General features: G+C 46.6%; 17 protein-coding genes and 1 pseudogene. 1 reads left to right on the top strand and 17 read right to left on the bottom strand.

Annotated features, from left to right (window positions below):
- The 5 genes from C5684_RS05800 to C5684_RS05780 all read right to left on the bottom strand — a co-directional run.
- On the bottom strand, positions 1–940 hold a 940-nt coding region (locus tag C5684_RS05800; protein WP_104639705.1), incomplete at its 3' end, for an ATPase, T2SS/T4P/T4SS family.
- The gene (gene kdsB, locus C5684_RS05795) at positions 934–1,632 is read right to left on the bottom strand and encodes a 3-deoxy-manno-octulosonate cytidylyltransferase (RefSeq protein WP_104639704.1); all 699 of its coding nucleotides are present in this window, start codon (positions 1,630–1,632) and stop codon (positions 934–936) included. The genes kdsB and C5684_RS05800, both read right to left, overlap by 7 nt.
- 30 nt (positions 1,633–1,662) lie before the next feature.
- Positions 1,663–3,027 carry an outer membrane family protein gene (locus C5684_RS05790; RefSeq protein ID WP_407645771.1) on the bottom strand — a complete coding sequence of 455 codons (1,365 nt, stop codon included), beginning with the start codon at positions 3,025–3,027 and terminating at the stop codon, positions 1,663–1,665.
- A complete protein-coding gene (locus C5684_RS05785) occupies positions 3,024–3,563 on the bottom strand; it encodes a methyl-accepting chemotaxis protein (protein WP_233708673.1) in 540 nt (179 codons plus the stop codon). Before C5684_RS05785 ends, C5684_RS05790 begins: the two co-directional genes overlap by 4 nt.
- Positions 3,564–3,570: 7 nt before the next feature.
- A complete protein-coding gene (locus C5684_RS05780) occupies positions 3,571–4,158 on the bottom strand; it encodes a hypothetical protein (RefSeq protein WP_158650193.1) in 588 nt (195 codons plus the stop codon).
- Between the two features lie 268 nt (positions 4,159–4,426).
- Here C5684_RS05780 and C5684_RS05775 point away from each other — a divergent pair, with 268 nt between their 5' ends.
- A complete protein-coding gene (locus C5684_RS05775; RefSeq protein ID WP_041602800.1) occupies positions 4,427–4,699 on the top strand; it encodes a hypothetical protein in 273 nt (90 codons plus the stop codon).
- Positions 4,700–4,967: 268 nt separating this feature from the next.
- Here C5684_RS05775 and C5684_RS05770 read toward each other — a convergent pair whose 3' ends face one another.
- The 12 genes and pseudogenes from C5684_RS05770 to C5684_RS09520 all read right to left on the bottom strand — a co-directional run.
- Complete coding sequence (locus C5684_RS05770) at positions 4,968–5,426, bottom strand: ribosome maturation factor RimP (protein ID WP_104639702.1); 459 nt, start codon at positions 5,424–5,426, stop codon at positions 4,968–4,970.
- A complete protein-coding gene (gene rbfA, locus C5684_RS05765) occupies positions 5,426–5,761 on the bottom strand; it encodes a 30S ribosome-binding factor RbfA (RefSeq protein WP_407645770.1) in 336 nt (111 codons plus the stop codon). Before rbfA ends, C5684_RS05770 begins: the two co-directional genes overlap by 1 nt.
- The gene (gene infB, locus C5684_RS05760) at positions 5,761–8,463 is read right to left on the bottom strand and encodes a translation initiation factor IF-2 (protein ID WP_104639701.1); all 2,703 of its coding nucleotides are present in this window, start codon (positions 8,461–8,463) and stop codon (positions 5,761–5,763) included. Before infB ends, rbfA begins: the two co-directional genes overlap by 1 nt.
- Complete coding sequence (locus C5684_RS05755; protein ID WP_104639700.1) at positions 8,460–8,717, bottom strand: DUF448 domain-containing protein; 258 nt, start codon at positions 8,715–8,717, stop codon at positions 8,460–8,462. Before C5684_RS05755 ends, infB begins: the two co-directional genes overlap by 4 nt.
- Positions 8,707–9,615 (bottom strand): homoserine kinase, encoded by a 909-nt coding sequence (gene thrB / locus C5684_RS05750; protein ID WP_104639699.1) that lies wholly within the window; start codon positions 9,613–9,615, stop codon positions 8,707–8,709. The genes C5684_RS05755 and thrB overlap by 11 nt, the downstream gene beginning before the upstream one ends.
- A 46-nt stretch (positions 9,616–9,661) precedes the next feature.
- Positions 9,662–10,117, bottom strand: coding sequence for a hypothetical protein (locus C5684_RS05745; protein ID WP_013890088.1), 456 nt, complete (start codon positions 10,115–10,117; stop codon positions 9,662–9,664).
- Between the two features lie 18 nt (positions 10,118–10,135).
- On the bottom strand, positions 10,136–11,041 hold the full coding sequence (lpxC, locus tag C5684_RS05740) for a UDP-3-O-acyl-N-acetylglucosamine deacetylase (RefSeq protein ID WP_104639698.1): 906 nt from the start codon (positions 11,039–11,041) through the stop codon (positions 10,136–10,138).
- Positions 11,038–11,649, bottom strand: a complete 612-nt coding sequence (locus tag C5684_RS05735) for a septum site-determining protein MinC (RefSeq protein WP_199764506.1) — start codon at positions 11,647–11,649, stop codon at positions 11,038–11,040. The genes lpxC and C5684_RS05735 overlap by 4 nt, the downstream gene beginning before the upstream one ends.
- A gap of 4 nt (positions 11,650–11,653) precedes the next feature.
- Entirely contained in the window at positions 11,654–13,012 is a 1,359-nt protein-coding gene (locus C5684_RS05730) for a M23 family metallopeptidase (protein ID WP_104639696.1), read from the bottom strand.
- Between the two features lie 9 nt (positions 13,013–13,021).
- Positions 13,022–13,951, bottom strand: a complete 930-nt coding sequence (locus tag C5684_RS05725) for an outer membrane beta-barrel protein (RefSeq protein WP_013890092.1) — start codon at positions 13,949–13,951, stop codon at positions 13,022–13,024.
- A gap of 8 nt (positions 13,952–13,959) precedes the next feature.
- On the bottom strand, positions 13,960–14,334 hold the full coding sequence (locus C5684_RS09525) for an outer membrane beta-barrel protein (RefSeq protein WP_233708672.1): 375 nt from the start codon (positions 14,332–14,334) through the stop codon (positions 13,960–13,962).
- Positions 14,286–14,549: pseudogene (locus tag C5684_RS09520) on the bottom strand (hypothetical protein); the annotation flags it as partial. The pseudogene C5684_RS09520 and the gene C5684_RS09525, both read right to left, overlap by 49 nt.

Here is a 14,549-nt window from a genome sequence, read left to right as displayed (position 1 = left end):
GCCTCCCCCCTCCCCCCAAATCCGGCGTAAAAACCACCTCTTGGATACACGCCCCTTTTTGGCTCCTCTGCCCCATTTGGATCACCACATCGATCGCACTTTTAAAATAGCGCGCCACTAACGCCAAATCCAGTTGGCTTTTTTGGCTCATCTCAATGTTAAGGGCGATTGCCTCTAAAACTTGATGGACGCTATTAGCGTGCAAGGTAGAGATCATGCCCTTATGCCCTGTGTTGCCAAATCTTAAAAATAAAAGGGCGTTGCGTGTGTCGATCTCACCCACCATCAAGCGATCCGGGCTCATGCGCATCGCCATATTCAGGGCATCTTCATAGCTCAAATAACCCCGCTCCCCCTTGCCCACCAATAACCCCACGCTGTTAGCAAAGGCACGCAAATCCAGCTCTAAACTATCCTCCACGCTCACAATGCGGCTTTGTTTGGGGATATAACCTAATAACGCATTTAACAAACTGGTCTTGCCACTAGCCGTGCCTCCGCTAATCAAAATATTATATTCCCCATGCGCTAAGCTCTTGATCGTTTCATAGTCATAGGCACAGGTGGGTAATAAATTAAATTCCTCTAGTACAAATTTGCGTGTGCTGGGCACACGGATATTCAGGCTAATTTGGTTATTGGTGGTGATGCTAAAGTGATTAGCACTCACGCGGTAACGGCTAAAGGGCAAAGAACAATTCAGCGTGGGGGCTTGCAAGCCAAAGGGCAGGGCGTAATAGCTGGCTAATTGCTCACAAAAGCGCAATAAAAACTCTTGGTCTAAATTTTCATCACAGACACGCTCGCGCGTGCCATCTAGGCAATACAGCCACAACTCTTTTTGGGTGTTGCTGATGAGCTCAGTGATCCCGCTTTCTAAATAAGGGCGTAGGGTGTCAATTTGGGCTTTTAAGACCTTGTGGGTGCTAAACTCTAGCATCGCTTCAAGGCATTTTCTAAATCCTGTGGCGTGTCAATGCCTAGACTATGGCTTTGCACGATACTCACTTGGATGGGCTTTTGGTGGTAGAGTGCCCGGAGTTGCTCGAGTTTTTCGATTTCCTCTAGGGGGCTTTTGGGGAGGTTGCAAAATTCTAGGAGGTTATGGACTTGGAAACCATAAATGCCAATATGCCCTAAAAAGGGGTTGCCCTTTTGATCGCGATCGTAAGGAATGGGTGCTCTAGAGAAATAAAGGGCGTGGTTTTTATCCCCCAAAACCACCTTCACCCAGTTAGGATCGCTAGCTTCTTGTGGGGTGATGATCTTAGCGCATGTGTGCATGAAGGGGGTATCTTGGGAGGCTTTTAGCAAGGTGGCGATCACTTCATGTTCTAAAAAGGGCTCATCGCCTTGCAAATTCACAACGGGCGTTTGCGGGTCTAGCTGGAGGATTTGGCAAGCTTGCGCACAACGATCGGTCCCGCTGGTGTGGGTTTTATCCGTTAAAATTGCTGGGATTGCAAAATCCTCACAGACTTTAAGCAACAACACATCATCACAAGCCACCACCACTTCATCGACCTTTTGGGCGTTGCGTGCGGTGGCGACAATCATGGGGACTTGGTGGATGGTGGCTAATAACTTGCGGGGGAAACGCACCGATTGCAATCTAGCGGGGATGATGATCATAAATGTCCTTCTTTAAATATACTATTATAGCTATAAATCATAACTCATGGAAGTCATCAAGTAACTGCGATCTTGAGTGGTGGGGGCAAATTTAGGGTTATAGCCCGCATGGAAATACCCCACCTTATAGCCCCTATGCATCACCACTTGGTAGCCATTGAGGCGCACCATGAAATTAATGCGCTTGGTTAGGTGGTATTCTAGGGTCAAACCCAAACTTTGCGAATCAGCTCTAGGCGAATAGGTCAGCTTGCCTAAAAGTTGCCATGAAAATTGTTTGATCTTCCCCCCAACAATGCCCGCAATGGTTAGCGAATTGGCATTATAAAGATTGGTGTAGGCATCTTCATAGGGGGTGTCATCGGTGGTGTCAAAGGGGATGGGCGAGCCATTCCAGCCCAGTTGTGCGTTGGCATTGCCAAAATTCTTATACACCAACCAACCCACATGGTAATTTTTAATATCAAAGCGTTGCCGCACCAATAAACTTGCCGTGTCCCTGCCAATCAAATCCCCCCGATAATAAGTCTTAGCCAAAGTGGCACTATAAATGGGGAACCACGCATAGACTTGGGTTGAAACACCCCAGTTAGAAAAGCTAAAGTCTGCATTGGCTTGGAATCCGGGCGCATTGAAGTTTTTAGGGTAAAACCAAATAAAGGGCATGAGCAAAAAATGCTTGGATTTCCAAGTTACACTAAAGGCATGCATGCCATAATTGAAGCGTCTGCCGTCTGGATACTGGTAGCTCACGGGCGCGTAAAAATTGCGGATAAATTGGATATTGGCTAACCCCCGCCCATAGGTGCTAAACCACTCAAACTTAAAATGAGACCACTTGAAAAACACCTCAAAGCCTTGGTTATAACCCCGCAAAAATAATGCATTGCTCTTATAACGCCCTAGCTTGATCCCAAAAATATCCTTGTAGCTATAATCCAAATAGAGATTATACAGAATGTAATTTTTGGCATGCACAGAGTCTTGGTAACGGGCATAGGGCGTTTTGGTCCAAGGCGCATCCATCAAATAGCCTTCCCAACGCCCCATGTAATACCAGTTAGCGGGCTGGTAGCCTGGATCGATCCCGCTAGTATCCCTTAAAGTTTTGGTCGAATCGTAAGCCAACCCGCCCAGCTCGCCCCCAATGCCCGCCCTGAGCTTGTGATCGCTCACCCATTTGGGTAACAAATTGGCATCAATTTGTAACGCCCCCACAGCGGTAACATAACTTCCAGTCGGGTAAAGCCCCTTTTGGGAATTAATGGGCGTATTGTTAAAGCCAATGCGTGAAAAGGAACCCGCCTTGCCCCCTAGCTGGTAATCAAAAGCATGCAAATAACCCAAGCCCACCCACAAAATTTGGAAAACCACGCTTTGAAAAGAGAGTTTCAAGCACAATCCTTACAAACAGATAAAATTAGACAGGGAGAGGGACTCATTATACAACAAATACACCAAATTAAAACACCAGCGTGCCGCATTTTAACCACATGGGAGGGCACTTCACCCCCCAAGCCCATTTTGGACCCCAAAGCGATTTGCACCCAGATATGAGAACCCCCCATCAAGACCCTAAGTGCTAGTGATGCCCCTAAAAACTTCTTGCTATTAGCCTCGTCCAAGATGTCTTGGGCGGTGCGTTGGACATTTTGGCTAATGGTGGAGGAGGTTTGGGCAATTTGGGTGTTGTGCGCCATCGTTCTTTCTAAAGATTCCATTGCCATGTTGATTTGGGCGGTGTTTTGGGTCTGCTCCTCAATCATCATAGCGGTTTGGTTGATGGACTGGACAAACATGGAGATATTCACCTCAATTTTGTTCAAGGACTTTTGGGTGCACACGACAATATTAGAAATGCCCTTAGACTGCTCGATCAGCCCCCAAATCATGACACCCATGTTCTGCATCGACTCGGTGATTTTATCCAATATCTAGCTATCTAGTGTTGATATTATTGGCCAGCTGTAAAAAACCCCCTTGCAACTGGGAGGTGTCCATATTGCCCCTAAAGTCATTGTGCGAATAGGTTTCAATGGTGTTAGAAATGTTGCAAAAAATGGAATTTAGAAAATGGGAAAAATCGTTGAGATTAGCCCCTAAGTGCTGGAGTGCGGGGTTGATCGCTTGGGCTTGGATATTTTGGGTGAAATCCCCCGTGCGCGCCCCATTTAAAACCACCAACGCCTCTTTAGAGAGGGTTTGATCGGCTTGGAAGTATTGCACAGCCTCTTGGATATTGTGGTTGAGCGCGCGCGCCATCTTGCCTAGCTCGTCTTTGGAACGCAAAACAATTGTTTGGGGGGCTTTTTGATTTTTGTGATTCGCAAAGGCAAAGAAGTCTTTAAGCCCCTTGTTAAGCGCGCGGATATTCCCCGTGATTTTGCGATAAAAGATGTAATATAGGGGCACGACCACCACTAGCAAAAAGATCGCAATGATCAAGACATAGAAATAAAATTTTTGACTCAAATCGTGTTTAACATCAGAGGTGATCACATGGGTGCGTTGTTGCACATTGTCCATATACACCCCTGTTGCAATCCACAAATTAGGCACCCCATCAATTTTTTGTGCATAAGAAATCTTTTGCACAGGGCGTGTGCTCCCATCTGGGAGAGGCTTGGGCACGATGTAATAAACAAATCTGCCCCCGCCATAGCTGCCTTGTAGAGGTCTTTAACATAATACACCCGTTTTTACCATGGAAGTTTTCCACGTTTGCGCCCACATGGAATTTGGGGTTGCCCGTAGAGACAGCGGTATAAAGATCATAGACGAAAAAATAACTTGAGTGATCTTTTTCAAAGCGAAACCCTTTGAGCAAGTGCTCAATCATCTGCTTTTTGGCTTCAAGGGTGGGGGCGTTTTTGATCGCATTGGAGAGGACAAACTCATCACATCCACAGACAGCTTGAGCTTTTCGCCCAACATGGCATTCAAATCTGTGCTGACCAATTTATCCACATGCTGGACAGATTCCTTAATTATGCACAAAGAGCAAGAGGGTGGTTGTCATCGCTACGATGGTGAGCAACCACAACGCAATAATTTGTTTGCCCAATGAAAAAGAAATGGAGTTTTTTGTTGCTTCCTTGATAGAAGCGATCTTGTGATTTTGTGGCATTAAAGCCCCCCTAATTCTGTGTTGTTCCTTGGGGTTGTTGGAGCGGGTAAAACCATTCAGATGATTGGGGGAGAATAAAGGGAGTATCACACAGGCTCAATCCTCAGATTAAAATTGCTCCTAAAGCGATAGACTAAGATTTCTTTAATTTTGTTTAAAACTGTCCCTTGAACATCCCTCCACTGCAAAAACACAGCAACTTATGGGGCTATTTTGAGTGTGTGCTCCCAAATTCAAACACGCTCTTGACTTTTTTAAGCTGGCTTAAGGGGAGGTGTTGGATCGTGCCTTGCCGATCGAATAAAACGCCCTCGCCCTCCAGCCCCGCCACCACAGCCTGAAAGCTCTCTTTTTCTAGCGTCCTCACTTCAACCAAGTCCCCCACAGAGAGTTCAAAGTGCCTAGGTTTGCTCAGTGTGCGCTCCAAGCCCATTGAGCTAACCTCTAGGGTATAGGAGCTAGGCATAAAATCATGCACATCTAAAAGTGGGGAGATAAGCAAACTGGCTTGTTCGCAGACCTCTAAACTGGTAGGACCTTGCAGGGCTTTAATGCTGATACGCAAGATGTCTTGTTGGTTTTCCTTGAGCAAAGCCACATCATAGAGCGCACAATCCATGCTTTTAAGCGTGCTTTCTAAGAGTTCTTCTAATTTTTGCAAATCCATCACAGACTCTCTAAGATTTTTTGGAGCCGTTGTTCTTGCTCTAGGGCGGTATCGATATGGAAACTAAATTGCGGGCATTTAAACCACCCGCTCACTTGCAAAACATAGGTTCTCAGCATGGGCGTGGCTTTTTTAAGAGCCCTTAGCACCTCTTGTTGCGTGTTGGGCTCAATAGATTGCGCATCGATATAGACATGGGCATGGTGCTTGCCCTTAGAGCAATGCACGCGGCTAAAGGTTAGCCCATTCAAGCGATCATCGCCCAGTGTTCCCAAACACTCTTGCAAATACTCCAATAACACCGCATCTAAACGCATCGCATGGATATTGTCCATCATAACACCCGACTTTTTTGGATTTCTTTAAAACTCTCAAACACATCGCCCACACGCACATCATTATAATGATCGAGCATGATCCCGCACTCATAACCCTTAGAAACCTCTTGGGCATCGTCTTTAAAGCGTTTCAAGGACACGATTTTACCTACATGCACCACGACCCCATCGCGAATCAAACGCACCTTGATTCCCTTGTTGATCACCCCATCGACCACCATACACCCCGCAATCGTGCCCACTTTGGGGATCACAAAGGTTTCACGCACTTGGGCTTGACCCGTGTCTTCTTCCTCAACAATGGGGCTCATCAACCCGCCCATCAAGGCTTTCATATCATCTAAAAGCGCGTAAATCACGCTATAAGTTTTGATCTCCACGCGTAATTCCTTAGCCTTGCTACGCACATTGCCCGTTGGGCGGATATTAAAGCCTAGCACCAACGCATGGGGGTTATTAGCCACCAAACTCAAATCATTTTCACTAATGGCTCCCACGCCCGCGCCCAAAATCTGCACGCCCACTTCCTCATTATTCAAGCCCAGTAAGCTGTGCTTGATCGCCTCCAAACTGCCCTGTGTGTCGGCTTTGAGCACCAGCGGGATATTTTTAAGCTCTTTATTAGCCACCATAGAAGAGAGCTCGTCAATGTGCACCTTTGTGCTCTTGCTCAAGGCTTTTTGGCGTAGGTAGGTCGCCTTTTTGTGCGCCAAACTCCTAGCGGTGTTCTCATTTTCCACCACCATTAAACTAGAACCCGCCATGGGCACCTCACTAAGCCCGGTGATCAAAGCCACTTGAGAGGGCCCTAAGCTTTGGATACCCTTACCTTGATCATCGCTCATGGTGCGCACTTTCCCAAAGGCGACATCTGCTACCACCGCATCGCCTACTTTAATGGTGCCATTTTGCACGATGATCGTTGCCACCGCCCCGCGCCCTTTTTCCACGCTCCCCTCCAAGACCACCGCACGAGCGCTCCCCTCCACACTGGCGCGCAATTCCATAATCTCAGCTTGGATCAAAATCGTTTCTAAAAGCGTGTCAATGCCTTGACCACTCTTGGCTGAAATGGGGATAAACTCATATTCCCCGCCCCAATCTCTGGGGTTAAAGCCCAATTCCGCACATTCAGCTTTGAGCTTATCCACATTGGCATTTTCCTTATCAATCTTATTCATTGCAATGATGATTTGCACGCCCGCATCTTTGGCTTGCTTGAGTGCTTCGATAGTTTGGGGCTTGACCCCATCATCAGCAGCGATCACAATAATCGCAATATCAGTAACCTTAGCCCCGCGTTCGCGCATTTGCTTGAACGCCTCATGCCCGGGGGTGTCAATAAAGGAAATCCACTTGCTATTTTTTTGCACCATATACGCCCCGATGTGCTGGGTGATCCCCCCTGCCTCGCTGCCTGCCACGCGTTGGTTGCGGATTTTATCTAACAAGGAAGTTTTACCATGATCGACATGCCCCATAATCGTTACCACTGGGGGGCGTTCGCTCAAAACTAGATCTTCCTCCTCATCAGCCTCCTCCACAAACACTTGCGCACTCTCAATGGAAACTTCTAAACCAAATTCAGCCGCCAAAATCTCAATGGCATCGCGATCCAAAAAGTCATTTTTGGTAACCATTAAGCCCAAATTAAAAAGGGTTTTGATCACATCGGCTAGATTGAGATTAGCACTCTGCGCAAACTCATAAACCCGCACTTCTTCAGAGACACTAATGACACTCTGCACGCTTTTTTGGGTGTTCTCATTACGATACACGCGTTTTTTACGGCTGGAGCGCCGAATACCCCCCTCGCTCATCCAAGGCGTTTTCTTTTGGATTTTGACCCGATCGGTGATCATTTTGGGCATGACTTCCTCAGGCGGGCTTTCCTCTAAGTCTTGGCTGTGGAAGTCAAAGAGCATCACCTCATCTTGTTCGTCCTCATAGATATCATTAAAATCCCGACTATGGGAAAAATCGAGTTTGTGGGTGCGGTTTTTGGGGCTGGGTTTGGGGGTGTTTTTTTGTTTAGGGGCTTTTTTGGGTCTTTTTTCCTCTTTGTTTTCTAGGGTGTTCGCATTTTTAGTTGCCTCTAGGGCTGCTCTTGCTAAAGCTGCCTCCTCTTGATCGGTGCGCCGGACAATGCGAATCCCCCGTGTGCGTGTGCTGAGTGTGCTGGCTGGTTGGGTTTTGGGTTGCTCTAGGGGAGGTGTTGCTACAACAAGAGCAGGGGGGGGTGTGGGCTGTGGTGCGCTCTTGGGTGTGGGCTTTGATGGGGCTTGTGCGCTCTTGGGTGGGGCTTTGGGAGTCTCTGGCTTTTTGGGCTTGGGGGTTTCTTTTTCTCCCGTGCTGACAATCTCAATGCTGCGTTTTTTAACAACGGGTTTAGTGGGCGTGCTAGGGGCTGGGCAATCTGTAGGGGTGGATTTTTGGGACTCCGTTTGGGGCTCTGGGCTTTTGGCTGGGGGCGTGTCTTTTTTGGGAGTCTCCTTGCTCTTGCTCTCCTTGCTCTTGGGGGGTTTTGTGGCGGGCTTGACTTTATTGATGATAAAATTATAGAGCACGCCGGCTGTATCCTCATCTAGTTTAGAATTTGCCTTGAGATTGAGCCCTAGTTCTTTAGCCGCCTCGACTACCTTTTTGGTGTCCCGCCAACCCAACTCTAGGCTAAACTCTTTTAATGTAACTTCACTCATACCTTGATCTCCTCTAACCATGCCTCAATGTAGTGTTTGTTCTTGGGGGTGTTCTTGGTTTTAAGCACCTGTTTGGTGGCATGCTTGCTTTTTAAGCATGCATGGCATAAATAAAAACTCCGCCCGCTCCCTTGAAAGGTGATAATCACATTGTCCAAGACACTAAAACGCAAGAGTTTCTCTTGCAAGAAACGCTCCCGACAACACACACACATGCGCACGGCTTTTTTAGAAAAAAAGGCACTACTCCTCAATCTGCACTCCTTGGTTATCAAAGTCTAAGATCAAAACCCTAAAATTATAATATTTTTTTTGCAATTTTGCTTGCAAATGCGGGGCATCCTCTGCATAGCACATGTTGAAAAAAGACGACCCGCTCCCCGATAAAGTGCTCATCAACGCCCCATTTTCTAAGGCTAACTTTTGCACCCCATAGAGCACGGGGTAGAGCTTCATACGCCGATCTTGGTGCAAGCGATCCTTAGAGATCGCCTTTAAAAGCTCCCATTTTTCTTGCATAAAAACCATGCTCATCAAGCCCACACGGGATAGATTGTAGATCACATCGGCACTGCCATAGCGTTTGGGTAATGCCATGCGTGAGAACTTGGTCGAAATGGAATGTGAAGGGATCACCACCACTGCCTTTAAATCTGTTGGTATGGGGGTTTTGAGGTGGTAAATTTGCTTGCGTCTTTGCTTGCTTTCTTTATGGGGCAAACTCTCAATGGCTGCCACATTAAACCCCCCAAAGACAGCGGGCGTGATGTTGTCTGGGTGGGATTCATGCACCAAACTCGCATGCAAAATCTCTTCTTTATCCAGTGTGTGGGTTAAATAATAGTCAATGGCACTCAAAGCCCCGACAATGATCGCCGAACTGCTCCCCAGTCCCCGAGAAATGGGGATGGCATTGGTGAATAAAAATTCAAAATTCTCCTGGATACCCCGTGCTTGCAACGCCTCTTTAAAGAGTTTGACAAAAATATTATCCACCAAGAACTTTGAAAAGCCCTCACCCTCGCCTTGTATTTTAATGCTGGTATAGACAGAAGGGATCACACTAAAACGATTCCGCAGATTCAAACTAAGCCCCAAGCAATCAAAACCCGGTCCTAAGTTTGCGCTCGTGGCAGGTACGCTAACAACCAATCGGCTTCCTATATTTTACCATTGTATCCAATTATAAGCACTCACTTTAAACGGGCGGTAAAAGATAAATGGGTTGGTTATCTTGCGTGAAAAGGGCGCGATCCAAATGCTTAGGCAAATTCAAGGGGGGCAGTTGTGAATCACAGGGCACTAAGCGGATTTGATCGCCCTCAAGCACATAGCCCATCTTCCCAAATGCCTTAATGGGGGCGTTGTTGTTGAAGGCAAACCCCAAAGCCGAATAGAGCTCAAGAGATCGCACTAAACTAAAGGTGTGCAAAAAAACATGGGCAAGTTTCATCGCCATCAAACTCCCCGGACCCTTGGCATAATAGATTGCTTGCAAGCTGAGTTGGTGGTCCTCAATCCAAGCCAAGAGGGCATCAAAGATTTCTGCCAACGCAAAGCTAGCTTGTTTGGGAGATTGGAAAGCGTGTAAAAAAGAGCCTTGATGATCATAGACACCCACTTTTATGGGACTTTGCAAAGCCAACACCAACACACAGCACCCGTGTATCAATTAGTGATAAGCCAAGACCATTTCTAAAGATTTTTCGCTCTCTTGATTTTTGGGAGCTAGGTGGATCACTTCAAAAGCCTCCGTGGCTAAGACTTCCTGAACGAGCATGGCATTGAGCTTATGACTCCCCATGTAAGATTGGTAATCCCCAATCAAGGACATGCCTAAAAAGACCAGATCGCCCATTGCATCTAAGATTTTATGGCGCACAAACTCTTCTTCATAACGCAAGCCCTCTTTATTCACAATGCCATGTTCGTCTAAAACAATGCAGTTATTGAGATTGCCCCCCTTAGCTAGCCCAATGGAGCGCAAATAATTGACCTCTTGGAGAAAACCAAAGGTCCTAGCCTTGGCGATCTGCTCTTTATACTGGTGGCGGGAAAAATCAAAGTGGTAATGCTGTTCCTTGATGACTGGGTGGGGGAAAGAGATTGTAAAATCAAAGGAGAGGCGCGCGCTGGGGCTAAGTCTAGCAAACTTTTGCCCCTCTTGGACCTGGACTTCCTTAGTGATGCGCATAAACGACTTGGGGGCTTCTAACTCGGCAATGCCCGCCTCATCAAGCAACATGCAATGGGCGATGGACGAGCCGTCCATAATGGGAATCTCCTCATTATCCACAGAGATTTTGAGGTTGTCAATCCCATAAGCACTCACGGCTGAAAGCAAATGTTCCACGGTGGAAATCCTAGCCTCTGGGCGTTCTTTTAAGCCTAGCGTGGTCGCCATTTTGGTATCTAGCACATTTTGGCTATTTAAGGGGATTTGCACGCCCAAATCAGCGCGTTCAAACACGATGCCAGCACCAACCCCTAAGGGTTCTAGCACCATTTTCACCGGCACGCCTTTATGCAAACCAATTCCGATTAACTCTACACTTCTTGCGATTGTTCTTTGTCTCATAGTATATCCTTTATGGTGATCATATCGTCATTCTTGGTAATCAATTTTAATTTGGTGTTTTGGTTGATGCGTGCTAACTGGGTTGGATCAAGCACCACGCCCTGAAAAGCAATGTGAGAAGAATGGATATTGCGGATAATCATACACACACCCATGCAAATGATGATCCCTTCACACCGCCCATAAACGCTAATATTCTGATCCGAATAAATCTTAGCCCCATGGTTGATATTGCCTAAAAACACCAAACTAAAAGCACTATCAATTTCCTCCCCGCTCCGGATATTGCGTTCAAAAATCTGCACCCGATCGATTAGCGCCTTAGCGGGCTTAGGTGGGGTGGGGGGTTCTTGGGGTGGGAGTAGATCAAGGGCTTCATACACCACGACCTGATCGCTGGGTCTGCCCTTGAGCTCTTTAGTGCTCACGCTATAAGTCAGCTGGTAATGTTGCAAAATACCCAGCACTTCGCTATCTATAGGGGCTCTAAACAAGAGCAAGTAATCTTGCAAAAGCGGGGCATTCTTGTGGATAAAAGTCAAATACTGCTCATTACTGGCGACACCTAGCTCAAAACAGCGCACCTGTTTTTGCCGCGTTCTTAACAACCCATCACTCCTGACCGGCTTGGATTTTGCGTTCTGCCTCATGTATAATAGCATTAAATTTTTGTATAAACCTTTGGTCCATCCATTCAGAGGGGCGCACCGCCACGCCTTGGATGAGAATCTCAAAATGCACATGATCGCGTTTATTGGTGAAATTACGCCCGCTCAATCCCAATACACCTTGGGGTTCCAACAAATCCCCCATATTTGCCTTAAACTCTGATAAGCCCCCATAGAACGCATAAACCCCTAAGCCATTGGCAATCAAGATGCTCTTGCCATAGCCCCCCACCTCTTCTTCTAAGATCACCTTGCCGCTATTGCTCGCATAAATCTTGGATTTTTTGCCCGCCAAATCCACCCCCAAATGCAGCCGTTGCCCCACCTTTTCATGTTTAAACATAAATTGCCTTTGAGTCCCAAAGGCAAGCAACACCCTCGATTTTTTATTCAAGGGATTAAAGGGCTGGAATTGGAGTGCATTATAGGCGGTTATGTTTCCTAAATCATCTTGGATAATTTTACGCACGCTCGATCGCGTGTCCGCCCTCTCTAAGCCTAGCAAAATTTCCATATCTTTCAAAGCAACTTCTTTGCTAGGATAGTCCTTACTCAAATCGATCGTGTGTTTGGAGTAATAGACTTTGGTGTTTTTGATCAATTTTAAAGTCAGGATATGGGCATTATAGGCTTTATCCTGTGCGATGATTTGGGGGGTAAAGGTGCGTTCCAAGATCGACCATGGCAAAATAGCCACATAATGTTTGTCTTTGACAAAAGGGAAGGCTTTAAAGCTCTCATGCCCATTACTCAGCCACACCCGATTAAGCGATTCATCTTCGACCTTGAAGATCACCAAGGCGCTCCCGCCATAGTTAATGCTAGCCGATTGGGCGAGGGTGTCAATTTTAGGTTCTATGGTGTCTAGGGTGATCTCAAAATTCTTAGTGGTGGTGTTGCCATTAAAAAAGTTCGCATAACTCCAATCACGCACGGCAATTTCATAACGCAAGCGGGTTTGGTTATCAAGCTTGATACTAGGCTTGGGGAGCTGGAAACTCAGCGTTGTGGGCTCATCTAAGACAATTTGTTCGTGATCATAGACCACGAGGTGATCGCTGGTTAGGGCTTTGATGTGGTAAGAGCGGATTTTGAACTTAGAGGTGAGGGTTAGAATCAAGGGGTATTGGAGATTCCAATGTGTCGGGTTGGGGATGTATTCTTGTTTGGTGGCTGCCTTGTGGTTGGCTGGAACTTGCAGGGTGAGGCTAATTTCAGCCCCATTTTTTTGGCTAATCGCGTAGTTATAACTCAAATACCCCCCGCCCATCACCAAAACGATTAAAATCAAACGCAATAACATGGTTTATCCTTAAAACACATACAACACATTCATCACCAGAAAACTACTCCGCTTAAAACCCGTATTCCCGCTAATGAGGGTGCGACTCCCTTGCGTGTTGCTATAAGTGGCGGGTGTTTCAAAACCCAAACGCAAATAGGTTATGGGAATCTTGGTCCCCAGCTCAAAGCGCCAATGCCGTTTATAGGTGAAGGCGATGCCAACATTGATTGTATAATCCACTTGCATCAGCATTTTCCAAAGCGCATTTGCACTCACATAGCCATTTTGCAACATCTGTTGCAAGACCCCACGCCCCTTATCGCTGAGCAACATCAAGCCCACCCCAAAACCCAAATACCCGCCCAAAAAATTCTTTCTTTGGCGATCCAAGGGGGCATCAAAAAGCGCGTCCATATCCAGTGAGCCCAGTGCGTAGAAAAATTGCCCACCCTTAGCTTTGGGGTTGTTTTTAGAGGTGAGTTTGCCTAGCCCGGGCTCAAAGAGCAAATCCCCATAAAGCCGTGTCCCAAAATAAGGGTTAAAAAAACGCTGGTAGCCTAGCTCCAAATTGAACATATTAGCCCAACCTTGCAGAGTCACAGCCCCTTTAAAAACATCATTGGGGACTTTAATCCCCAAATTGCTATCCATCACTTGCGGACTGCTATAGGACTCTGTTAAAAGCCCCAAAGCATACCCGCCCCCCATGAAAAACCCGCTTTTTTCGTGTGCGATTTTGTAGCCCTTGATTTTCTTAGCTTTTTTAGAGGGTTTTGTGCCTTTTAAATAGTCATCGTATTCTTTAGGGTAGGTGCGCTGGGTGTCTGGTGTCGCCCCCATCTCTTTAATTTGCTCTTGGAGTCGCCTGATCTCTTGATCCAAAGCATCCTCTTGGCTTGACGCGCTATTTGCTCCCAAACTTGCCAACACCAAAGCCACGCCTAACAAAAACTTCATCATATACCCTAGAGTAAGAAATTATAACTAACATAGTAGATGTTCCCGCTTGTCAAGGAATAAGAAAAAGCATGGGTGGATTTTAAGGGCGGGATTTTCAAGGCTAATTCAATGCGGTGCTTGGTATTCAGCGTGATCGCCACCCCAAAATTCACAATCACCCCAAAACCATTGGGGTTTCTAGTGGCTTTGGGGTAATCTTTATACCCATTCCAGCCCAAGCCTAGCCCCCCAAAGACCCCTACGGCGTATTTTCTCTGCGCATCAATGGGTTTATCCATCACCAAATCCACATTCAAGCTCGCAATTTGATAAGAGCTAGATTGGTTATCTTTTAAAACGCTACCCGCCACGCCCCCCAAATACTCCCCATAGTAACGCAAGCCACCCCATATAAAAGCGGAAAATTCCCATTGCTAATCCCATTGATTTTTAAATTTAGTTCGGCTAAAACCACGCCCACAAAAACCCCGCTCTTGCGTTTGGCAACTTGTTTGTCTAGCTGGGCTTGTTGCACCTCGTATAATTGCCCTTTGAGCATGTAAATTTGGAATTGTTTTTCTTGAAGGGGGGTGCGCTTTTGGGGGTCAGGTGCGGC

The organism is Helicobacter bizzozeronii, assembly GCF_900196775.1.
In the GTDB taxonomy this organism is placed as follows: domain Bacteria; phylum Campylobacterota; class Campylobacteria; order Campylobacterales; family Helicobacteraceae; genus Helicobacter; species Helicobacter bizzozeronii.
The sequence above is the reverse complement of the archived record's forward strand: the minus strand, read 5'-3'. Positions and strand labels throughout refer to the sequence as shown.

What these genes read in the sequence shown, in the direction of transcription:
- kdsB (WP_104639704.1), bottom strand. Translation starts at nt 1,632, where the DNA reads ATGATCATCATCCCCGCTAGATTGCAATCGGTGCGTTTCCCCCGCAAG.
- C5684_RS05780 (WP_158650193.1), bottom strand. Translation starts at nt 4,158, where the DNA reads ATGGACAATGTGCAACAACGCACCCATGTGATCACCTCTGATGTTAAA.
- C5684_RS05770 (WP_104639702.1), bottom strand. Translation starts at nt 5,426, where the DNA reads ATGGATTTGCAAAAATTAGAAGAACTCTTAGAAAGCACGCTTAAAAGC.
- rbfA (WP_407645770.1), bottom strand. Translation starts at nt 5,761, where the DNA reads ATGGACAATATCCATGCGATGCGTTTAGATGCGGTGTTATTGGAGTAT.
- infB (WP_104639701.1), bottom strand. Translation starts at nt 8,463, where the DNA reads ATGAGTGAAGTTACATTAAAAGAGTTTAGCCTAGAGTTGGGTTGGCGG.
- lpxC (WP_104639698.1), bottom strand. Translation starts at nt 11,041, where the DNA reads ATGAGACAAAGAACAATCGCAAGAAGTGTAGAGTTAATCGGAATTGGT.
- C5684_RS05730 (WP_104639696.1), bottom strand. Translation starts at nt 13,012, where the DNA reads ATGTTATTGCGTTTGATTTTAATCGTTTTGGTGATGGGCGGGGGGTAT.
- C5684_RS05725 (WP_013890092.1), bottom strand. Translation starts at nt 13,951, where the DNA reads ATGAAGTTTTTGTTAGGCGTGGCTTTGGTGTTGGCAAGTTTGGGAGCA.